Origin of the sequence: Streptomyces sp. NPDC093065 (assembly GCF_044754585.1) — a bacterium.
Taxonomy (GTDB): domain Bacteria; phylum Actinomycetota; class Actinomycetes; order Streptomycetales; family Streptomycetaceae; genus Streptomyces.
The window spans coordinates 102,049-122,751 of record NZ_JBIVPJ010000009.1; the positions used below are offsets into that span (position 1 = coordinate 102,049).

Sequence of the window (20,703 nt, forward strand, 5' to 3'; positions counted from 1 at the left end):
GGTCAGCCCAGTTCCGCGGGGCCGTAGCACGCGGCACCCGCGCCCGTCGCCATGGCCCAGTAGCGGTCTCCGTACGACCAGTGCCACCACTCCGTCGGGTAGTTGACCAGGCCCGCCGCTGTGAGTGCGGTGCCCAGCACGGCACGGTGTCGGTGGCACAGCTGAGCCGCGACGGAGTGCCGCCAGGGATCGGCGCGGCGATCCACGCCGCTCGGCACCTGCCCGAGCGGGGTGCGGACGCGCTGATCGTCACGGTCGCTCCGAAGGCGTACGAGGGGCGCGGTCTTCCCGTACTGGACCTGAACCGCTGACGCCGGGACCACCCTGCTTCTTGTCACCGAGAGGTGGGCGTGCTCAAGCCACTGAGGAACGACCCCTCGGCGGAACCTCCCCAGGCGTGCCGTCCTCGTGGGCGCTGAAGGCGAATGTCGAGCTGTCGCCGTCGAGGTCGATCGTGAGCGCCGCGTCCAGGGCCTTGGCGAGTCGGGTCAGAAGAGGCAGGGTCGGTACAGAGTCGCCGCCCTCGATGTTGGAGATCTGCGGCTGGGTCATGGACGCCCGGCGTGCCAACTCGTTCTGCGACAGACCGAGCTCCTTACGACGGTCGTACACCGCCTGCCCCAGTGCGAAGGCGTACCCGGCATTCACGTATGCGGTGGATTCCTCGGCGTGCTCGCCCAGCAGTCTGCGAGCTCGGCTGGTCTTCCACTGAGAGTGATTCATAGCGTCTCCTCCTCGCTCCGCTCGTAACTGTGCTTGCCGCCGAGGTGACGCGCGTACGGCTCGCCCAAGGTGGTCGGCTGGGCCGCGAGCATGTCAGCCGCCCGTTCGACCTTGCCGTATTGCTGGTCCGACAGCAGTTCCAGCCACGTGCGGACCTCCGGCTCGATCTCCAGTTGCCATGGATCATCCACAGGCTGAACTATACAGTTTTTTGTATGCCCGTATGTGCGAAGCCGCTTCGTAGGTGAAGCGGCTCACGTGGGGCGGCTCACCTCGTCGGCCTTTTCGAACGTGACCGGCGCCTCGAAGGCCGCCCTGCGGGTCGCGCGGCGCAGCGCCTTCAGGAGCGGGGCGCCGAGGGCGAGGGTCAGGACGAGCGTCATGGCGGCGCGGCCCCCGTCCCAGCCGAGCGACGTCGACAGGCAGTAGGCGAGGAAGCGGGCCAGGTTGTCCGTGATCGACGCGTCCGGGTCGAAGGCGATGTTCGAGGCGAGGGTGTTCATGAAGGTCCAGCCCGCGAGGTTCATCACCGTGCCGTAGGCGAAGGCGGCCACGAAGCCGTAGGCGGCCAGCATCAGCAGCTCCGCGCGGCCGCGCAGGCGGTCGGGGCCCGGGAGCAGGCCCGCGCCCATCGTGAACCAGCCCATCGCGAGCATCTGGAACGGCATCCACGGCCCCACCCCGCCCGTGAGCAGCGCGGACGCGAACATCGTGATCGAGCCGAGGACGAAGCCGAAGCCGGGGCCGAGGACCCGGCCGCTGAGGACCATGAGGAAGAACATCGGCTCCAGGCCCGCCGTCCCCGCGCCGATGGGACGCAGGGCCGCGCCCGCCGCCGCCAGGACGCCGAGCATCGCCACGGCCTTCGGACCGAGGCCCGACTCCGAGATCGTCGCCGCCACCACCGCCACCAGCAGCACCAGCACGCCCGCGAACAGCCACGGCGCGTCCTGCGCGTGCGCGTTGAGCGACGCGTCCGGCGGGGCCAGGAAGGGCCACCCGAAGCCCGCCACGCCCACGGCGCTGACCAGCACCAGGGCGGCCACCGAGCGTGGGCCGAGGCGTACGGCGCGGGCCTGGCGGTCGCGGGGGGTGACACGGCTCCCGGTCATGCCAGCGCCTCCCGTACCTGCGCCACCGTCAGCCATTTCCTCGGCGCCAGCACCTTCGCCACCTGCGGGGCGTACGACGGGGAGGCCACCACCACGTCGGCCGCCGGGCCGTCGGCGATGACCTCGCCCTCGGCGAGCAGCACCACCCGGTGGGCCAGCTCGGCGGCCAGTTCCACGTCGTGCGTGGCCAGCACGATCGCGTGGCCCTCGGCGGCCAGGCCGCGCAGGATGCCGGCCAGCCGGGCCTTGGCCGCGTAGTCCAGGCCGCGGGTCGGCTCGTCCAGGAGGAGGAGCGGAGGGCGGGCGGTCAGGACGACGGACAGGGCGAGGGTGAGGCGCTGGCCCTCCGAGAGGTCGCGGGGGTGGGTGTCGTCCGTGATGCCGGGGAGCAGTTCCGACAGCAGGGCGCGGCAGGTGCCGGGCGTCGCGTCCGCGTCCCGGTCGGCTGCCGCGCACTCGGCGGCCACCGTGTCGGCGTACAGCAGATCGCGCGGCTCCTGCGGGACGAGGCCGACCCGGCGTACGAGGTCGCGGGGGGCCGTACGGTGCGGTACCGCGTCCCCGGCCCGGACCGAACCGGCCGACGGCTCGACCAGGCCGACGAGCGCCGAGAGCAGGGTCGACTTCCCGGCGCCGTTGCGGCCCATCAGGGCGACCGTCTCGCCGGGGGAGACGGCCAGGTCGACGTGGCGCAGGGCCTGGACGCGGTCGCGGCGCACGGCGAGGGCGCGGACCTCGGCGGCGTACGGGGTGGGCGCCGAGGGGTTCACCGGACGCTTCTCGCGGCGGCGCCAACGGGAGGTGACGGGGCGCGGGGCGGGTGGCGCGGGGAGAGGGGCGGACGGTGACGCGGTGTGGTCCGGGATCTCCCGGTCGGACAGGCGCTCGCGCAGGGGCGCGGCTCGGCGGCGGGCGTCCCGGATCGTCAGCGGCAGCGGGGACCAGCCCGCCAGCCGGCCCAGGCCCACCACCGGCGGGTACACCGGGGACACCGCCATCACGTCCGCCGGGGCGCCGATGAGCGGGGCCTCGCCGGGCGCCGGGAGCAGGACGACCTGGTCGGCGTACTGGATCACCCGCTCCAGGCGGTGCTCGGCCATCAGGACCGTCGTACCGAGGTCGTGGACCAGGCGCTGGAGGACGGCCAGGACCTCCTCGGCGGCGGCGGGGTCCAGGGCGGAGGTCGGCTCGTCCAGGACCAGGACCTCCGGGTGCGGGGTGAGCACCGAGCCGATGGCGACCCGCTGCTGCTGGCCGCCGGAGAGGGTCGCGATGGGGCGTGAGCGCAGGTCGGAGAGGCCCAGCAGGTCGAGGGTCTCCTCGACGCGGCGGCGCATCACGTCGGGGGGCAGTCCCAACGACTCCATGCCGTAGGCCAGTTCGTCCTCGACGGTGTCCGTCACGAAGTGGGAGAGCGGGTCCTGGCCGACCGTGCCCACCACGTCGGCGAGTTCGCGCGGCTTGTGGGTGCGGGTGTCGCGCCCGGCCACGGTGACCCGGCCGCGCAGGGTGCCGCCGGTGAAGTGCGGGACCAGACCGCCGACCGCGCCGAGCACGGTGGACTTGCCGACGCCGGAAGGACCGGCGAGCAGGACCAGTTCGCCCTCCGGGACCTCGAAGTCCACGGTCCGGACGGTGGGTTCGGTGGCGCCGTCGTACGTGACCGACACGTCCTCGAAGCGGATCACGACGGCTCCTTCACGGCGGTCTTCACGGCGGGCTCGGGTGCGGGGGTGATGAACGCCGGGAGCAGACCGACGAGTACGGCCGCCGCCGGCCACAGGGGGAGGGACGGGGCGACCAGGGGGACCACGCCCGGGTGCAGCGCCGCCGGGTCGCGGGCGGCGGCGAGAAAGAGCAGGGCGGCGACCGTCGCGCCGGACGCGGTGACCAGCCAGGCGCGGGCGTCCCAGCGGTCCGGGCGGTACCGGGTGCGGACCGTGCGCCGGCCGCCGAGCCACAGGCCCGCGACGGCGGCGGCGACACCGGCCAGCAGGACGGGGATGCCGTACGTGCCGCCCGCGGCGGTCAGCAGTCCGTACGTCCCCGCGCAGATGCCGAGCAGGCCGCCCAGGGTGAGGGCGGCGGTGGTGCGGCGGACGGGGGCCGGTACTCGCGCGGTACGGCCGTAGCCGCGGGCGTCCATCGCGGCGGCGAGGGCGACGGAGCGTTCCAGGGCGCCCTCCAGGACGGGGAGACCCACCTGGAGCAGGCCGCGTACGCCCCTGTCGGGGCGGCCCCGCAGGCGGCGGGCGGCGCGCAGGCGCTGGACGTCCGCGATGAGGTTCGGGGCGAAGGTGAGGGCGACGACGACGGCGACGCCCATCTCGTACAGGGCCCCGGGAAGGGACTTGAGGAGGCGGGAGGGGTTGGCGAGGGCGTTCGCGGCGCCGACGCAGATGAGGAGGGTGGCCAGCTTCATCGCGTCGTACAGCGCGAAGGTGAGGCCCTCCGCGGTGACCCGGCCGCCGAGGCGGATGCCCTGGGCCCAGTCGGGGAGGGGGACTTCGGGGAGGGTGAGGAGGGTGTGGGTGCCGGGGATGGGGGAGCCGAGGATCGTGGTGAAGAGGAGGCGGATGAGGAGGACGGCGAGGGCGAGTTTGACGAAGGCGCCGTAGGAGCGGGACCAGGGGGCGTGGGGGCGGCGGGTGACCACCACGTAGGCGGAGACGGTGATGAGGAGGGTGAGGAGGAGGGGGTTGGTGGTACGGGTGGCGGCGGTGCCGAGGGATAGCGCCCAGAGCCACCAGGCGCCGGGGTGGAGGGCTCCGGTGCGCTGGTGGCGGGCGGGGGTGGGGGCGCTTGCCGGCGCGTGCAGGGTGCCGCCTGCGCCCACCCGTGCCGCCCCAGCGGCACGACTGCCCGCAGGCTCAGCGGCTTGCATTCCTGCGCCGCCTTGCTTGCCAGGTTGCCGCGCCGGCCAGGGCTGCCACCACCGCTATGCCCGCGTAGAGGCCGATCGACGGGCCGTCCGCGTCGTCCTCGTCCTCCGCCGCCCTCGGGGTGGCCGTGGCCGTCGAGTCCTCCTTCTCCGACACCTGCTCCCCGCACCCCGACTTCGGGTATCCCGCGATCGCGCACAGCAGGGCGTTGGTGTTGTAGCGGAGGGGGCCGGCGGCGGCGGCCAGGGCGTCGGACGTCGTCGCGTCGGGGGAGAGCCGGGCGCAGGCCGTGCGTGGGGCCGGCGGGGTCTCGCCGGACGGCGCGTCGGGGGCCGTACCGAAGTCGAGGACCAGCGCCACCCGCTTGCTGCCCTCCTCGGCCGGCGTCTTCGCGCAGATCGACGCGAAGTCCGCGGTGCCGCGCGGCCGGGCCGCGTCGCCCGAGTCCTCGCTCACCGAGAAGCGGAAGCCCTGCACGTCGCCGTCGGAGGGGCGGACCATGGACGGGCCCTGGGTGGCGTAGACCCACTTCCCGCCGTCACGCTCCCAGAAGGACCAGTAGCGGTATCCGGCGGCCTGCGCCTGGCCCGCGGTCCCGATGAGCAGGAACGCGGCCAGGAAGAGGAGGACGACGCGGCGGGTCACGGTTGCCGCTTCTTGTTGCGGTTGCTGAGGAGGAAGCCGATGCCGATGCCGAAGACCAGGCAGACGCCGACGAACCACCAGACGCCGAACGGGGAGTCGTCGTCCTTCTTCTCCGCCTCGTCCTCGGCGCTCGCGGACGCGGTGTCCTTCGCCGTCGTCCCCTGCGGGGCCGGGCCCGTCGCGTTCAGCCGTTCCACCAGGTCCGTGCCGCCGAAGTCGCGCGGGTCGGCACCCGTGGCGTGGGCGGCGAGGATCAGCTGGGCGTAGGCGGCCGGGCCGCTCTCCGCGGCCCACTTCGCGGCGTTCTTCCGCAGCCAGGCCAGCGGCTCGGCCGCCCGCTCCGCGCCGCCCTGTGCGGCGAGGGCGACGACGGCGTCGGCGGTGTTGCCGTAGTCGGGCTGGTCGGCGGAGCCGCCGAGGGCGGAGACGAGGTGGCCGTCCTTGGCGAGCGCGTCGGCGAGGTGGGCGGCGCCGTTGGCGGCGGCCTGCTCGCGGGTCGGCTCGTCCGCGTCGGCGCAGGCGGCGGCGCCGGACTTGGCACCGGCCTTGGTGACCAGGCCCTTGCCGAGCGCGCCGAGGACACCCGCGGCGGTCGCGTCCGCGTTGGGGAGCAGCTTGCCGTCCTTGTCGGGCTGGAAGGCGAAGGCGCCCGCGCCCTTGTCCTTCGCGCAGGGCAGGGCGAACGTCAGCAGGGCGTCGTAAGGGGACTTGCCGCCCTTCTCGACGTCCTCGGGGTTCGTCTCCGTGGCGGTCAGGGCGCCGATGACGACGGAGGTGGAGTTGGCGTCGCTGGGGGTGCCCGGGCTGTAGCCCCAGCCGCCGTCCTCGTTCTGCACGGACTTCAGCCAGCCGAGGGCTTCCTCGACGACGTCGCCGTGCCCGCCGACGGCCCACAGGGCCTGGACGGCGGCCGCCGTGCTGTTGGTGTCGACCATGGTCTTGGCGTCGCAGGCCTTGGCAGGGTCGGGGCGGAAGGGGGCGAAGGCGCCGTTCGCGCACTGCTGGTCCGTGAGCCACTTCACGGCCTTCGAGGACGGGACGACGCCCGCCGTGTCCTGCGCGAGCAGCGCGAGCGACTGGCGCCAGACACCGTCGTACTGGGGGTCGGTGGACCCGTACAGTCCGGCCGGCGTGGACGCGGAGGCGGACGGCGACGGATCGGCGGCGACCGCGGGCGCGGTGGCGGCGCCGATCACGGCTATGGCGGCCAGAGCCGCGGCGCTGCTGCGACGGCGGACGTTCATGATCGGCGGGTGCCTTTCCCTGTGCGGGGCCCGGCAGCACGGGGCACCCCCCGGCGGCTCGGCCCCGTATGCCTCGACGGTGCCCGTGCGCCGGCGGGCGCCGGGCACGTGAGCCGGTCACATCCGTGCGGGGCAGTCCGGCTCACCGGCCGGGAGTCTCACAGGGGCTCGGCGGACGGCTCACGGTTGCGGGTCAGCGCCGGAATTGCACCGGCTTCCCCCCGTACGGGTGATGACGACGCCGCCACTTTACCCGCCCGCCGGGTCCGGGCCGAGGGGCGGCCGGGACCGGGGCACCGGCCGGGGGATACGTTCCCGGGCATGCGGACGGGGAGACTGATCGGGGCGGGGCGTTCGGCCGACGTGTACGAGGCGGACGCGGGACGGGTGCTGCGGCGCGACCGGGAGGGCGTCGGGGACGCGGCGGCCGAGGGCGCGGTGATGGAACACGTGCGGGCGCACGGCTACCCCGTGCCGCGGGTGTGGCCCGGCACCACGGAATCACCGCGTACGGACCTGGTCATGGAACGGCTGACCGGGCCGACGATGCTGCGGGCGTGGCAGGACGGGGCGCTGACGCCCCGGGAGGCGGGCGGCATGCTCGCCGGGCTGCTGCGGCGGCTGCACCGGGTGCCCGCGTACCGCTCCGCCGACCCGGGCGCGCGGATCCTCCACCTGGACCTGCACCCGGACAACGTGATCCTCACGGCGGACGGGCCACGGGTGATCGACTGGTCCAACACCGAGGAGGGCGACCCGGGTCTGGACTGGGGCATGACCGCGGTGATCCTGGGCCAGGTGGCGGCCGCCGGCGGACCGATGTCCGGGCCCGTCGAGGGCACCCTGGCCGCGCTGCTCGCCGACCCCTCCGCCCTCACGCCGGACGGTCTCGCCGAGGCGCTGCGGCGACGGGCGGCCAACCCGACCATGAGCCGGGACGAGGTGGAGCTGCTGCCCGCGGCGGAGGCCCTGATCCGTGCGCGCCTGGGCTGACGGCGGGGCCCTCAGGGGCGTCGCGCCGCCTGCCCCGTCCCGGCCTCCGTCAGGTCGATCAGCCGGCACACCGTCTCGATGTCCACCCGCACCTGGGCCAGGGAGGTGCGGCCGGCGAGCCAGGTGATCAGGGTCGAGAGCCAGGTGTGCTCGACGACGCGGACCGCCGAGAGCTGCTCCGGGGTCGGGTTCTCCAGGCCGCCCATCGCGTCCAGGATGATCGCCGTGGTCTGCCGGGAGACCTGGTCGACCTCTGGGGAGACGCTGCGGTCGGCGAAGGTCAGGGCGCGGGCCATCGCCTCGGCCAGCCGGGGCTCGCGCTGCAGCGCGCCGAAGGCCCGCATCAGGGTCTGCGCCACCCGGTCCGCCGCCGTCTCGCCGGTCGGCGGGCTCTTGCGCAGGGTGGCGTGCAGCCGCTCCAGCTGGTCGTGCATCGTGGCGACGAGCAGGTGGACCTTCGAGGGGAAGTAGCGGTACAGGGTACCGAGGGCGACCTGTGAGGACTCCGCGACCTCGCGCATCTGCACCGCCTCGAAACCACCCCGGCAGGCCAGCTGGGCCGTCGCGTGCAGGATGCGGACGCGACGCTCCCGCTGCCGCTCGGTGAGGGGAGGGACGGTGGCACGGTGCGCCGGACCCGGCGCCTCCGTCCCCTGCTCGTCCGCCTCGGTCACCCGCGCCCCCTCTCGCCGTGCTCCCGCCGTGGCGTGAATCACCTGATCCACTCGTCACAGCCCGGCTACCTGCCGGTAGATTCGGAGCCTCTGACGATCAAGTCTGAAACTTGTTCTAGATTAACGTCCCGACGTAGTGTCGCGGGACAGCGCAGTGAGAAGGGGGCCCAGAGTGACCGCCGAGGCCAGTCGGACGGGTCCCCGTCCGGAACCCGCAGCCGACGGCTTGCCACCGCTGCGCATCGCGCTCCTCACCTACAAGGGGAACCCGTTCTGCGGCGGCCAGGGCGTCTACGTCCGCCACCTCTCCCGCGAACTGGCCCGCCTCGGCCACCGCGTCGAGGTCGTCGGAGCCCAGCCCTACCCCGTCCTCGACGTCCTCGACGGCCGCGAGGACCGGCTCTCCCTCACCGAGCTGCCCAGCCTCGACCTCTACCGCCAGCCCGACCCGTTCCGCACCCCGAAGCGCGACGAGTACCGCGACTGGATCGACGCGCTCGAGGTCGGCACGATGTGGACCGGAGGCTTCCCGGAGCCCCTGACGTTCTCCCTGCGCGCCCGGCGCCATCTGCGCGCCCGCCGCGGCGACTTCGACGTCGTCCACGACAACCAGACCCTCGGGTACGGCCTGCTGGGCGACGTGGGCGCCCCCCTCGTCACCACCATCCACCACCCCATCACCGTCGACCGGCAGCTGGAGCTGGACGCCGCCGACAGCCGCAAGCGCCGCTACTCGGTGCGCCGTTGGTACGCCTTCACCCGGATGCAGAAACGCGTCGCACGCCGCCTGCCCTCCGTACTCACCGTCTCCGGCACCTCCCGCCAGGAGATCGTCGACCACCTCGGCGTACGGGACGACCGCATCCACGTCGTCCACATCGGAGCCGACACCGACCTGTTCTCGCCCGACCTCTCGGTGCCGCGGGTGCCGGGCCGGATCGTGACCACGTCCAGCGCCGACGTGCCGCTCAAGGGCCTGGTCTTCCTCGTCGAGGCGCTGGCCAAGGCGCGCACCGAACACCCCCGGGCCCACCTCGTCGTCGTCGGCAAGCGGCCCGCCGAGGGCCCCGTCGCGCAGGCGATCGAGCGGTACGGCCTCGAAGACGCCGTCGAGTTCGTCAAGGGCATCTCCGACGCCGAACTGGTCGACCTCGTGCGGTCGGCGGAGGTCGCCTGCGTGCCGTCGCTGTACGAGGGGTTCTCGCTGCCCGCCGCCGAGGCCATGGCGACCGGCACCGCCCTGCTCGCCACCACCGGCGGGGCCGTCCCGGAGGTCGCCGGACCCGACGGGGAGACCTGCCTCGCGGTGCCGCCGGGCGACGCGGAGGCGCTGGCCGCCGGGCTGAACCGGCTGCTCGGCGAGCGCGAACTGCGGGCCAGGCTCGGCGCGGCCGGACGCGAACGGGTCCTGAAGCACTTCACCTGGGCCCGCGCCGCCGAGGGCACGGTCGCCCGCTACCGCGAGGCCATCGGCCACCGCCCCTCCGCCACGGCCACCCAGGGGGCCGTGCCCCCGACCCCGACCACCGGTGACACCGGCGTCTACCCCGAAAGCAGGGCCACGTGCTGACCGTCGACTTCTCCCGGTTCCCGCTCGCCCCGGGCGACCGCGTCCTGGACCTCGGCTGCGGCGCCGGCCGGCACGCGTTCGAGTGCTACCGGCGCGGAGCCCAGGTCGTCGCGCTGGACCAGAACGCCGAGGAAATCCGCGAGGTCGCCAAGTGGTTCGCGGCGATGAAGGAGGCCGGCGAGGCCCCGGCCGGCGCCACCGCCACCGCCATGGAGGGCGACGCGCTGGCCCTGCCCTTCCCCGACGAGTCCTTCGACGTCGTCATCATCTCCGAGGTGATGGAGCACATCCACGACGACAAGGGCGTCCTCGCCGAGATGGTCCGCGTCCTCAGGCCCGGCGGACGCATCGCGATCACCGTGCCGCGCTACGGCCCCGAGAAGGTCTGCTGGACCCTCTCCGACGCCTACCACGAGGTCGAGGGCGGCCACATCCGCATCTACCGCGCCGACCAGCTCCTCGCCCGCATCCGCGAGGCCGGCCTCAAGCCGTACGGCACCCACCACGCGCACGCCCTGCACTCGCCGTACTGGTGGCTCAAGTGCGCCTTCGGCGTCGACAACGACAAGGCGCTGCCCGTGCGGGCGTACCACAAGCTGCTGGTGTGGGACATCATGAAGAAGCCGCTGGCCACCCGGGTCGCCGAGCAGGCGCTGAACCCGCTGATCGGCAAGAGCTTCGTGGCCTACGCGACCAAGCCGCACCTGCCGGCGGTGGACGCCGCGTGACCTCGCCCCGCACCGGCGGCACGCCCCGCACCCCCCGCACCGAACACCTCGTCCTGCCCGGCGTCCTCACCGACGCCGAGGCCGCCGCGACCGTCCGCGGCATCCTCGCCGTACAGCGCGAGGACGGCGCGATCCCGTGGTTCCGCGGGCACCACCTCGACCCGTGGGACCACGTCGAGGCGGCGATGGCCCTGGACACGGCCGACGAGCACGAGGCCGCCGAGCGGGCCTACACCTGGCTGGCCCGGCACCAGAACCCGGACGGCTCCTGGTACGCCGCCTACGCCGACGGGGACTTCGCCGACGTCACCGACCGCGGCCGGGAGACCAACTTCGTCGCCTACGCCGCCGTCGGCGTCTGGCACCACTACCTCGCCACCGGCGACGACACCTTCCTGGACCGGATGTGGCCCGTCGTCCACGCGGCGGTCGAATTCGTGCTGCGCCTCCAGCAGCCCGGCGGGCAGATCGGCTGGCGCCGCGACGACGACGGCACGGACACCACCGACGCGCTGCTGACCGGCAGTTCCTCCGTCCACCACGCGCTGCGCTGCGCGCTCGCCATCGCCGAACAGCGCGAAGAACCGCAGCCCGACTGGGAGTTGGCGGCGGGCGCGCTGAGGCACGCCATCCGCCGCCACCCGGAACGGTTCCTGGACAAGGGCCGCTACTCGATGGACTGGTACTACCCCGTCCTCGGCGGCGCGCTGACCGGCACGGAGGCCAGGAGCCGCCTCACGGAGAGCTGGGACCGTTTCGTGGTGCCGGGCCTCGGGGTGCGCTGCGTCGTCCCCAACCCGTGGGTGACCGGCGGTGAGTCGGCCGAACTCGCGCTCGCCCTGTGGGCGGTCGGCGAGTCCGACCACGCCCTGGAGATCCTCCAGTCCATCCAGCACCTGCGGGACGCGGACAGCGGCCTGTACTGGACGGGCTACGTCTTCGAGGACGAGGCGATCTGGCCCCGCGAACTGACCACCTGGACGGCCGGCTCACTGCTGCTCGCCGTCGCCGCGCTCGGCGGCCACGAGGCCACCTGCCAGGTCTTCGCGGGCGACCGGCTGCCCAGGGGACTGGACCCGGACTGCTGCGTCTGAACGCGGCAGCCCGGCCCGCTGCCGAACCGGTCAGCGGTGCAGACGGTTGGCGACGGCGTGGCCGACGAAAAGGTAGACGACCGCGGCCAGTCCGTAGCCGGCGACGACGCGGGCCCACGCCTCGTCGAACGTGAACAGGTCCCGCGACCAGCCGGCCAGCCAGTCGGCCGCGTCATGGACGAACCGCACCAGGTCGTTGGCCCGGTTGGCGTCCAACAGGTACATCAGGATCCACAGGCCGAGAATGAGGGCCATGATGTCCGCGACGATCGCGACGGCCCTGCCTGCGGAGTTCGAACCGTGGTATCTGGACATGCCTTCCGTATGGCCGCCCAGGCCCGGAGGAAACCTACGCGGACGGCCCCCCTCCCGGAACAGGTACCGGGAGAGGGGCCGTTGACGCTTTCGACGCGGTGGCGCCGTCAGCCGCGCTGGATGCCCGAGGTGTCCTGCAGCACGCCGCGGCGGCCGTCCTGGGTCTGGGCGACCAGGTTGGCACCGCGCTGCTCGACGGCCAGGTACCAGGTACCCGGCGCCAGTTCGGCGATCGGCGACGGCGAGCCGTCCTCCGCGAACAGCGGACGCGGCACCGGCACGGCGAACCAGAACGGGGAGAAGTCCCCGGCCGGCTGCGCCTGCGCCTGCTGCGGAGCCTGCGGCTGACCGGGCTGCGGCTGCCCCGGCTGTGGCTGACCGCCGAAGGCCGGACCGGGCTGCCCCGGCTGACCTGGCTGGCCCGGCTGACCGCCGTACGGCTGCTGCGGGGCGCCCGGGTAGCCGTAACCACCCTGGGGCTGGGCACCGTAGGGCTGCGGCGCGGCCGGACGGGCGGCCGGGACCAGGGAGCCCTTGAGCGCGGGGACCAGCGGCGTGGCCACGGCCGCGGCGGCCATGACCAGCGTGGCGACGAGGGCGAGGATCAGGCCGATTCCGGCCCCGATGTTGCTCAGGCCCCCGTCGTTGTCGAAGGCGCCCGCCGGGTCGAAGATGTTGCCGAGCGCGCACCAGGCGGCGAACACCGTGAACGCGACGCCGAACTGGCCGAGGTCGAGACCGGCCACCTTCTTGGGCTGCGGCATGGCGCGGTTCACGACGATGAGCGCGGCGCCGATGACGCCCGCCAGGACAACACCGAGCACGACCGAGCCACTGCCCCACAGGCTGGGGATGTCGGCGCTGTCCGGCGCACCGTCGATCGAGTAGATGTCGAGGAACGACGCGATCAACAGCAACACCGCTGCTCCGATCACCACGCCGTCGCCTCGAGTGAGGGAGCGGATATTCACTTCAGGTCCTTCGTAGGTCGTCTCGTCGTCGGTAGAGGCGTCGCTGTCACGATGGCGCCGAAAGGTTCCGGTGTGAAGCGCGGGGGTGGCCCCTCATCGTACGGACGACACTATCGTCCGGACCTCGGGGCTGTCCGCAGGGATCGGGACGCCGGTCACTACCCGCGCAGGAAACTCACGATTCCCTCAGACATCCCTTGCGCCGCCTTCTGTCGCCAACTGCCGCTGGTCAGCAGGGCCGCGTCCTTGCTGTCGCGCATGTTGCCGCACTCGATGAACACCTTGGGAACCGTTGACAGATTGAGACCGCCCAGGTCCGTGCGCGTGACCAGGCCGGTGCCCTCGCCGAGGTAGTTGGACGGTGCGGTGCCCGTGACGCGCACGAAGTTGCCCGCGACGCGCTTGCCCAGTTCGGCGGAGGGCGCCGCGATGGCGCGGGTGTCGGCGGCGCCCTCGTGCACCGGGCCCGGCATGATCACGTGGAAGCCGCGGTTGCCGGCCCCCGACCCGTCGGCGTGGATGGAGATGGCCGCGTCCGCGTGCGCCTCGTTGCCGATCCGGGCCCGCTCGTCCACGCAGGGGCCGTAGGGGCGGTCGCCGTCCTGCGTCAGCTTCACGGTGGCGCCCTGCGCCTCCAGGAGGGTGCGCAGCCGGTGGGCCACGTCGAGGGTGAACTTCGCCTCGGGCCAGCCCGCGTTGGTGGCCGTGCCCGTCGTGTCGCACTCCTTCCAGTGCGTGCCGACGTTCACCTTTCGGTTGATCTCGGACGCGTGCTGGAAGTTGGCGGGGTTGTGCCCGGGGTCGATGACGACGACCTTCCCCTTGAGGGGGCCCGAGGCGGGGGGTTGAGCGGCGGACGGCGACGTCTTCGAGGTGGGGGCGGGGGAGGAACCCGCGGGCTTCTTGCCGTCGTCGCCGTGCGGGAAGGCGGAGGCGGAATCGCCGGGCGAGGACGCGCCGGCGGACGGCGCCGCCGACGTCCGTACGGCGCCCGCCCGGTCGGAGCCGCCCGTGTCGCCGTCGTCCGGGCCGCCGACCGCCGCGTACACCCCCCACCCGAGGAGCGCCCCGGGCACGAGCGCGGCGATCGCCACGGTCAGGGGGCGGCGCAGCGGGGAGCGGCGGCGCTGGGGAGGTTCGAAGTCCGGGCCTGTGTACGACACGTCAGCGACTCTAACCGCGCCCTCAGATCCCCGTGCCGGTTCGCCGCAGGACGCGCAGCGAGTCGGTCACGGAGACCTCGGTGAACGCGCCGGACGCCAGCGCCCTGAGGTACACGCGGTACGGGGCCTGGCCGGTGAACTCGTCGGCCGGGTCCGGGAAGACGTCGTGGATGACCAGCAGGCCGCCGTCGGCCACGTGCGGGGCCCAGCCCTCGTAGTCGGCGCCCGCGTGCTCGTCGGTGTGGCCGCCGTCGACGAAGACGAGGCCGAGGGGGGAGTTCCAGAGGGCCGCGACCTGGGGGGAGCGGCCCACGAGGGCGACCACGTGCTCCTCCAGGCCGGCCCGGCGCAGGGTGCGGCGGAAGGCGGGCAGGGTGTCCATCACCCCCAGCTCCGGGTCGACCGTCTCCGGGTCGTGGTAGTCCCAGCCCGGCTGCTGTTCCTCGCTGCCCCGGTGGTGGTCGACGGTGAGCGCGGTGACCCGGGCCCGGCGGGCCGCGTCGGCGAGCAGGACGGTGGAGCGTCCGCAGTACGTGCCGACCTCCAGCAGCGGCAGCCCGAGCCCGCCCGCCTCCACGGCGGCGGCGTACAGCGCGCGGCCCTCGTGGGCCGGCATGAACCCCTTCGCGGCCTCGAAGGCGGCCAGGACGTCCGGCGCGGGGGCGGGGCTGGAGGCGGGGGCCGCGGTCATGTGGGCCTTTCGGTGGTCGTGCGGGGCTGGTGCCGGCACCCATGCTGCCGCACCCCCTGCCGCACGGTGCGACAGGGGGCACGAGGACAGACCGGGGCCGGTCCGGGGCGACCCGACCTGAACGTTCCCTGCCGTCCGAAACGGTCCTCGCCTGACTCTCCGGCCCCGGCCAGGTCGACGGGGTGGGAGCCGGCGTGGGTGGGTGTGGGGGCGCGGGTGGCCAGGACGTACGGGTCTGGGGGCCGGTGCCTCACGTTCTGCCGCGTCCCCTGCCTGTTGTGCGGCAGGGGACGCGGGGGCCGGAGGTCAGGCGGGGACCGTCTCGGCCGGCAGGGACAGGTCCAGGTCGACCGGGCGGTCGCCGCCGTGGGTCGCCGCGTGGGCGAGCGGGGCGTGGCCCGCGGCTCGGGCGGCCAGGACGTACGGGCCCCGGGCGGGCACGGCGAGGGCGTAGCCGCCGTCGTCCGCGGAGAGGGTCGCGCCCGCCTGCCGTCCGTGCCGGTCGATCAGCGTGACCTTGGCGCGCGCGACGGGGGCGCCGTCGGCCGCCAGCACCCGGCCGCGGAAGCCGTGCGGCGGCTGCCCTGCCGCGGCGAGCGCCTGCTCGGCGCGGGCGAGGTTCGCGTCCTCCTCGCTGCTCGCGCGCAGCTGCGAGACCGTCGACGGGCTGCGGCGGGGCAGGAAGAAGGCCAGCACCAGGCCGACGGCGACGGCGGCGGCCGCGATCACGAAGGAGAGGCGGAAGCCGTGCATGGTCGGGACGGCGACGCCGCCCACGTCGTTCGACGTGTTGGCGAGCACCATGCCGATCACGGCGCTCGACACCGACGTGCCGATGGACCGCATCAGGGTGTTGAGGCCGTTGGCCGCGCCGGTCTCCGAGGCCGGGACCGCGCCGATGATCAGGGCGGGCAGGGAGGAGTAGGCCAGGCCGATGCCCGCGCCGATCAGGACCGAGGTGAGGACGGTCTGCCAGGCGGCGCTCATCAGTCCCAGGCCGCCGGCGTAGCCGATCCCGATGACCACCAGGCCGATGATGAGGGTGGTGCGGGGGCCGTAGCGGGCGGACAGCCGGGCGTAGACCGGCGCGGTGAACATCATCGTCAGGCCCAGCGGGGCCACGCACAGGCCCGCGACGACCATCGACCGGCCGAGGCCGTAACCGGTCTCCGAGGGCAGCTGGAGGAGCTGCGGCAGGACGAGGGAGATGACGAAGAAGGAGACGCCGACCATGATCGAGGCGAGGTTGGTGAGCAGGACCTCGCGGCGGGCGGTGGTGCGCAGGTCGACCAGCGGAGCCGCGACGCGCAGCTCCATCAGGCCCCACAGGAGCAGCACCACGACGGCGGCGGCGAACAGGCCGAGCGTGGTGGGCGAGGACCAGCCCCAGTCGCTGCCCTTGCTGATCGGCAGGAGGAAGAGGATCAGCCCGGCGGACAGGCCCAGCGCGCCCGGCAGGTCGAAGGAGCCCTTGGCGCGCAGCGGGGACTCCGGCACGACCAGGAGGGTCAGCGCGATGGAGAGGGCGCCGAGACCGGCGGCGCCGAAGTAGAGGGCGTGCCAGTCGGTGTGCTGCGCGACCAGGGCCGCGGCGGGCAGTGCCAGTCCGCCGCCGACGCCGATCGAGGAGCTCATCAGCGCCATCGCCGAGCCGAGCCGCTCACGGGGCAGCATGTCGCGCATCAGGCCGATGCCGAGGGGTATCGCGCCCATCGCGAAGCCCTGGAGCGTACGTCCGACGATCATCGGGACCAGGGCGTCGGTGAGCGCGCTGAGCAGCGCGCCGACGACCATCACCGACAGGCTGGCGATCAGCATGCGGCGCTTGCCGAACAGGTCGCCGAGCCGGCCCATGATCGGCGTGGCCACGGCTCCGGACAGGAGCGTGGAGGTCAGAACCCAGGTGGCGTTGCTGGGCGAGGTGTCCAGAAGTCGGGGCAGGTCCTTGATGACCGGGACCAGCAGGGTCTGCATCACCGCGACGACGATGCCCGCGAACGCGAGCACCGGGACGGTGGCCCCGCTCGCTCGCCGCACGGGCTCGTCGGTCGTCGTGTGGGACATGGGGTGGGGCCTCCAGGCCGGGAGTCGGCGAAAACGTGTCTGCGGTCTTCGTGTGTGTGCAGGCTGAACCTCGTGCGCCGGGGCAACTATTCCGTTGCTTCGAGTCCCTAACTAATTCTTGACCTTCTCTTGGCAACCCGCGTATACGCGGTTCACCGGCCGGCCGCCTACGTCTCAGGTCCTAGGACGGTCCCGGGGCGGGCCGGGGACCAAAAACCGATGCAAGGGGCAGACCCGGGTTGAGACCATGACACCTATGCTCGAAACCACCGGCACCCCGCCCACCGCCGCCCGTCCCATATCCCCGCGCCGCACGCCACCGACCTGGCTGGTCGTGGCGCTCGCCTGCGCCGGACAGTTCCTGGTCGTACTCGACGTGTCCGTCGTCAACGTCGCCCTGCCGTCGATGCGGACCGACCTCGGGCTGAGCGCGCAGGGGCTCCAGTGGGTGGTCAACGCCTACGCCATCGCCTTCGCCGGGTTCATGCTGCTCGGCGGGCGGGCCGGCGACCTCTACGGACGCAAGCGCATGTTCCTGGTCGGGCTCGGACTCTTCACCCTGGCCTCGCTGGGCGGCGGACTCGCCCAGGAGGGCTGGCAGCTGCTGGCCGCCCGGGCCGTGCAGGGCCTCGGCGCCGCCGTACTCGCCCCCTCGACGCTGACGCTCCTGACCGCCGCGGTGCCGGAGGGCGCGGCCCGGGCCCGGGCGATCGCGACCTGGACCGCCGTGGGCGCGGGCGGCGGGGCCGCGGGCGGTCTGGTGGGCGGCGTCCTGGTGGACGGGCTGTCCTGGCGCTGGGTGCTGCTGATCAACGTGCCCGTCGGCGCGGTCGTGCTGGCCGGCGCCGTGCTGTGGCTGACCGAGAGCCGGGGCGGCGAGCGCCGCCGCCTCGACCTGCCCGGCGCCCTGCTGGTGACCACCGGACTGGCCACGCTGGCCTACGGCATCTCGCAGACCGAGTCCGAGGGGTGGGCGGCGGGCGCGACGCTGGTACCGCTGCTCGCGGGCCTCGCGCTGCTCGGGCTCTTCCTCCTCGTCGAGGCGCGGACGGCGGCGCCGCTGATGCCGCTCGCCCTGCTGCGGCTGCGGGCGGTGGCGTCGGCGAACGTGGCGATGCTGGTGTCCGGCTCGTCGATGTTCTCGATGTGGTTCTTCATGACGCTGTACGCGCAGAACGTCCTGGGCTACTCCCCGTTGGAGGCCGGTCTGGCCCTGGTGCCCAGCTCCCTCGCCGTCATCCTCGGCTCCAAGGCCGCCCCGCGGTTCCTGCCGGTGCTCGGGGCGCGGAACGTGGCCGTGCTCGGCACGCTCGTCGCGGCGGTCGGCTTCGGCTGGCAGTCGACGATGACCGCGGACGGCGGCTACCTCACCGCGATCATGATTCCCGGCGTGCTGATGATGCTGGGCGCGGGCATGGCGGCGACCCCGCTGGCCTCGCTGGCCATCTCCGGCGCGGCCCCCGGGGACGCAGGACTGGTCTCCGGGCTGATCAACACCTCCCGGACGATGGGCGGTTCACTCGGCCTTGCGGTGATGTCGACGATCGCGGCGACCCGTTCCGGGGGCGAGAACGCGGGCCCGGCGGCGCTGACGGACGGCTACGCGCTGGTGTTCCGCACGGCGTCGGCGGTCCTGCTCGCCGCGGCGGTGCTGATGTGGGCGTGGCTGCCGAAGGCACGCGCCAGCACGCGCCAGGACCGAGCGCGCTGAGGTCTGAACGCGCCCTGAGGAGACGCGCCCCGAGGAGACGCACCCCGAAGAGACGCGCCCGGAGGAGACGCACCCCGAAGGGGCGCGTCCTGAGGGGCGCGGGGAACTGCGCGAGCAACCCCCACCGGCCGGCAGCCGATAAACCACCTCACCAACCCGCCCCGCGGCCGAGGCCGCACCTCACCAACCCCGCCCGCTCAAACCCACCCCCGCTGCCGAGCCGCGCGCAGCGCCTCCGCCCGGTTGCGGGTCCCGGTCTTACCGATCGCGGCGGACAGATAGTTCCGGACGGTCGACTCGGACAGATGCAGCACCGCGGCGATGTCCGCGACCGTCGCACCGTCCGCCGAGGCCCGCAGCACGTCGCACTCCCGCCCGGTGAGCGGGCTGGGCCCCGCGCTGAGCGCGGCCGCGGCGAGCGCCGGGTCGACGACCGTCTCACCGGCCAGCACCCGGCGGATCGCCCCGGCCAGCCCCTCCACCGGGCCGTCCTTCACCAGGAAACCGGCGGCGCCCGCCTCCATGGCCCGTCTGAGGTACCCGGGGCGGCCGAACGTGGTCAGGATCAGCACCCGGCAGCCGGGCAGCCGCTCCCGCAGCTCGGCGGCGGCGTCCAGGCCGCTCAGGCCCGGCAGTTCGATGTCCAGGAGGGCGATGTCGGGGCGGTGCGCCAGCGCGGCGGCGACGATCTCGTCCCCGGCCGGCACCTGTGCGACCACTTCGATGTCCTCCTCCATGCCGAGCAGCAGCGCGAGCGCGCCCCGCATCATGCCCTGGTCCTCGGCGAGGAGGACGCGGACGGGGTGGGAGCGCGGCGTCTGGTCGGTCACGGGGCAAGAGTAGGGCGCTCCGGTGCGAGGGCCGGGCCGCGGCCGTACGGAGGTCCGGGGCGTCCGGCGACGTGCGAGCTACGCCGGTGCGCCCACCGGCCGTTCCTCCTCCCGCACCGGAAGCTGCGCCGTCACCGAGAAGCCGCCCCGCGGCTCCACCCCCGCCGTGAGCGAACCACCCGCGGTGGCGAGGCGTTCCGTGAGGCCGGTCAGGCCCGTGCCCGGCCCCTGGGTGGGGCCCGCCACGCCGGTGCCGTTGTCCGTGACCGTCAGCCGGACCCGGTCCGCGCCGCCGGACACCGCGATCTCGCAGCGGTTCGCCCCGCTGTGCCGTACGACGTTGGTGACCGCCTCCCGCACCACCCACCCCAGCAGCGCCTCGGTCTGCGGTGGCAGCGGCGGTCCCGAGCGGCGGACCACCGCTTCCACGTCCGCCGCGCCCAGCGCCGAACGGGCCCGGTCCAGCTCGGTGCCCAGGCTGCCCTCCCGGTAGCCGGTGACCGCCTCGCGGACCTCGGTCAGCGCCTGGCGGCCGACCGACTCGATGTCCGTGATCTGGGTCAGCGCCGCGTCCAGGTCCCGGTGCGCCAGCCGGCGGGCGGCCTCCGACTTGACCACGATCACCGACAGCGTGTGCCCCAGGAGGTCGTGCAGGTCCCGCGAGAACCGCAGCCGCTCCTCCGCCACCGCCCGCGTGGCCAGTTCCTCGCGGGCGGCGCGCAGTTGCCGTACGGCGTCGGACAGGCTCAGGATCGCGGCCGTCACCATCGTCGAGAGGAAGGTCCCGTAGGCGATGTTCAGGCCGTTCCAGCCGTCCCTGACGCCGGCCACGGCACCCGCCACCACCGCCAGCGACCAGCCCCACCGGCCCAGCCACCGGCCGCGCAGCGCCGCCCCCGCGGCCAGGCCGAGCAGCGGGAAGAACAGCAGCCAGCTGCCGCCGTACGCCAGCGCAAGACCGCAGGTCACCACCGCCATGGCGGCCAGCGCCGCCCGCGTCGGCAGTGACTCGCGCAGCTTCTTGTCGAAGGAGCGGAACGCCACGTAGACGTAGAGCGAGTTGAAGACGAGCAGCCCCGCGCCGCCGATCCAGGGGTTGGACGACTGCCCCTGGAAGATGTTCGCCAGGCTGCCCAGGCCCATCAGCAGCCACGGCAGCAGCGTGAAGCCGGTGGGCGGCGGACCGACCCGCTCCGGCCGGCCGTCCGCCCGCTCCGCCTCGGTCTGCCGTGCCAACTGCCATGCGTCCAGGCGGCAGGACATCCCGCGCAGCTGCTCCCGGATACCGGTCAT

The 20,703-nt window shown here is 73.8% G+C and carries 20 protein-coding genes, 2 pseudogenes and 1 riboswitch; of the genes and pseudogenes, 6 read left to right on the plus strand and 16 right to left on the minus strand.

Annotated elements, in window-relative coordinates:
* Window positions 1–2 precede the first annotated feature (2 nt).
* A pseudogene (locus tag ACIQFU_RS17810) lies at window positions 3–149 on the minus strand (M15 family metallopeptidase); the annotation flags it as partial.
* 3 nt (window positions 150–152) lie between these two features.
* Between ACIQFU_RS17810 and ACIQFU_RS17815 the strand changes: the two are divergent.
* Window positions 153–311: a hypothetical protein gene (locus tag ACIQFU_RS17815; RefSeq protein ID WP_402552808.1), complete on the plus strand. Its 159-nt coding sequence runs from the start codon at window positions 153–155 to the stop codon at window positions 309–311.
* A 43-nt stretch (window positions 312–354) separates the two neighbouring features.
* On the opposite strand, the gene ACIQFU_RS17820 is transcribed toward ACIQFU_RS17815, so the two are convergent.
* The 7 genes and pseudogenes from ACIQFU_RS17820 to ACIQFU_RS17850 all read right to left on the minus strand — a co-directional run bounded on the left by ACIQFU_RS17820 (window position 355) and on the right by ACIQFU_RS17850 (window position 6,606).
* Entirely contained in the window at window positions 355–723 is a 369-nt protein-coding gene (locus ACIQFU_RS17820; protein ID WP_402552511.1) for a helix-turn-helix domain-containing protein, read from the minus strand.
* A 32-nt stretch (window positions 724–755) separates the two neighbouring features.
* Window positions 756–914, minus strand: a pseudogene (locus ACIQFU_RS17825) (type II toxin-antitoxin system RelE/ParE family toxin); the annotation flags it as partial.
* 63 nt (window positions 915–977) lie between these two features.
* Window positions 978–1,835: an ECF transporter S component gene (locus ACIQFU_RS17830; protein WP_402552513.1), complete on the minus strand. Its 858-nt coding sequence runs from the start codon at window positions 1,833–1,835 to the stop codon at window positions 978–980.
* On the minus strand, window positions 1,832–3,523 hold the full coding sequence (locus tag ACIQFU_RS17835; protein WP_402552514.1) for an ABC transporter ATP-binding protein: 1,692 nt from the start codon (window positions 3,521–3,523) through the stop codon (window positions 1,832–1,834). Before ACIQFU_RS17835 ends, ACIQFU_RS17830 begins: the two co-directional genes overlap by 4 nt.
* Complete coding sequence (locus ACIQFU_RS17840; protein ID WP_402552515.1) at window positions 3,520–4,671, minus strand: energy-coupling factor transporter transmembrane component T; 1,152 nt, start codon at window positions 4,669–4,671, stop codon at window positions 3,520–3,522. The genes ACIQFU_RS17835 and ACIQFU_RS17840 overlap by 4 nt, the downstream gene beginning before the upstream one ends.
* Window positions 4,672–4,705: 34 nt before the next feature.
* The gene (locus ACIQFU_RS17845; protein ID WP_402552516.1) at window positions 4,706–5,362 is read right to left on the minus strand and encodes an SCO2322 family protein; all 657 of its coding nucleotides are present in this window, start codon (window positions 5,360–5,362) and stop codon (window positions 4,706–4,708) included.
* Window positions 5,359–6,606 carry a prenyltransferase/squalene oxidase repeat-containing protein gene (locus ACIQFU_RS17850; RefSeq protein WP_402552518.1) on the minus strand — a complete coding sequence of 416 codons (1,248 nt, stop codon included), beginning with the start codon at window positions 6,604–6,606 and terminating at the stop codon, window positions 5,359–5,361. Before ACIQFU_RS17850 ends, ACIQFU_RS17845 begins: the two co-directional genes overlap by 4 nt.
* 130 nt (window positions 6,607–6,736) lie before the next feature.
* Window positions 6,737–6,827: riboswitch (cobalamin riboswitch) on the minus strand.
* 100 nt (window positions 6,828–6,927) lie between these two features.
* On the opposite strand from ACIQFU_RS17850, the gene ACIQFU_RS17855 reads away from it, so the two are divergent.
* Window positions 6,928–7,599, plus strand: a complete 672-nt coding sequence (locus ACIQFU_RS17855; protein ID WP_402552519.1) for a phosphotransferase — start codon at window positions 6,928–6,930, stop codon at window positions 7,597–7,599.
* Between the two features lie 11 nt (window positions 7,600–7,610).
* On the opposite strand, the gene ACIQFU_RS17860 is transcribed toward ACIQFU_RS17855, so the two are convergent.
* Complete coding sequence (locus tag ACIQFU_RS17860) at window positions 7,611–8,273, minus strand: TetR family transcriptional regulator (protein WP_402552520.1); 663 nt, start codon at window positions 8,271–8,273, stop codon at window positions 7,611–7,613.
* A gap of 172 nt (window positions 8,274–8,445) precedes the next feature.
* Between ACIQFU_RS17860 and ACIQFU_RS17865 the strand changes: the two genes are divergently transcribed.
* Genes ACIQFU_RS17865 through ACIQFU_RS17875 form a run of 3 tightly spaced genes read left to right on the plus strand, consistent with a single transcriptional unit; the run spans window position 8,446 to window position 11,665 of the window.
* Window positions 8,446–9,843 carry a glycosyltransferase family 4 protein gene (locus ACIQFU_RS17865; protein WP_402552521.1) on the plus strand — a complete coding sequence of 466 codons (1,398 nt, stop codon included), beginning with the start codon at window positions 8,446–8,448 and terminating at the stop codon, window positions 9,841–9,843.
* On the plus strand, window positions 9,837–10,571 hold the full coding sequence (locus ACIQFU_RS17870; RefSeq protein ID WP_030399678.1) for a class I SAM-dependent methyltransferase: 735 nt from the start codon (window positions 9,837–9,839) through the stop codon (window positions 10,569–10,571). The genes ACIQFU_RS17865 and ACIQFU_RS17870 overlap by 7 nt, the downstream gene beginning before the upstream one ends.
* A complete protein-coding gene (locus ACIQFU_RS17875) occupies window positions 10,568–11,665 on the plus strand; it encodes a prenyltransferase (RefSeq protein ID WP_402552523.1) in 1,098 nt (365 codons plus the stop codon). Before ACIQFU_RS17870 ends, ACIQFU_RS17875 begins: the two co-directional genes overlap by 4 nt.
* Before the next feature lie 30 nt (window positions 11,666–11,695).
* Here ACIQFU_RS17875 and ACIQFU_RS17880 read toward each other — a convergent pair whose 3' ends face one another.
* The 5 genes from ACIQFU_RS17880 to ACIQFU_RS17900 all read right to left on the minus strand — a co-directional run bounded on the left by ACIQFU_RS17880 (window position 11,696) and on the right by ACIQFU_RS17900 (window position 16,869).
* Complete coding sequence (locus tag ACIQFU_RS17880) at window positions 11,696–11,980, minus strand: hypothetical protein (RefSeq protein ID WP_402552525.1); 285 nt, start codon at window positions 11,978–11,980, stop codon at window positions 11,696–11,698.
* Window positions 11,981–12,087: 107 nt separating this feature from the next.
* Window positions 12,088–12,951 (minus strand): hypothetical protein, encoded by an 864-nt coding sequence (locus ACIQFU_RS17885; protein ID WP_402552527.1) that lies wholly within the window; start codon window positions 12,949–12,951, stop codon window positions 12,088–12,090.
* A 158-nt stretch (window positions 12,952–13,109) separates the two neighbouring features.
* Window positions 13,110–14,114, minus strand: a complete 1,005-nt coding sequence (locus ACIQFU_RS17890; RefSeq protein WP_402552528.1) for an N-acetylmuramoyl-L-alanine amidase — start codon at window positions 14,112–14,114, stop codon at window positions 13,110–13,112.
* 22 nt (window positions 14,115–14,136) lie between these two features.
* Complete coding sequence (locus ACIQFU_RS17895; RefSeq protein ID WP_402552530.1) at window positions 14,137–14,805, minus strand: class I SAM-dependent methyltransferase; 669 nt, start codon at window positions 14,803–14,805, stop codon at window positions 14,137–14,139.
* A 306-nt stretch (window positions 14,806–15,111) separates the two neighbouring features.
* The gene (locus ACIQFU_RS17900; RefSeq protein WP_402552532.1) at window positions 15,112–16,869 is read right to left on the minus strand and encodes an MFS transporter; all 1,758 of its coding nucleotides are present in this window, start codon (window positions 16,867–16,869) and stop codon (window positions 15,112–15,114) included.
* 256 nt (window positions 16,870–17,125) lie between these two features.
* Between ACIQFU_RS17900 and ACIQFU_RS17905 the strand changes: the two genes are divergently transcribed.
* Window positions 17,126–18,580, plus strand: a complete 1,455-nt coding sequence (locus ACIQFU_RS17905; RefSeq protein WP_402552533.1) for an MFS transporter — start codon at window positions 17,126–17,128, stop codon at window positions 18,578–18,580.
* A gap of 197 nt (window positions 18,581–18,777) precedes the next feature.
* Here the strand turns inward: ACIQFU_RS17905 and ACIQFU_RS17910 are convergent, their stop codons facing one another.
* On the minus strand, window positions 18,778–19,410 hold the full coding sequence (locus ACIQFU_RS17910) for a response regulator (protein ID WP_402552535.1): 633 nt from the start codon (window positions 19,408–19,410) through the stop codon (window positions 18,778–18,780).
* Window positions 19,411–19,488: 78 nt separating this feature from the next.
* Entirely contained in the window at window positions 19,489–20,703 is a 1,215-nt protein-coding gene (locus ACIQFU_RS17915; RefSeq protein ID WP_402552537.1) for a sensor histidine kinase, read from the minus strand.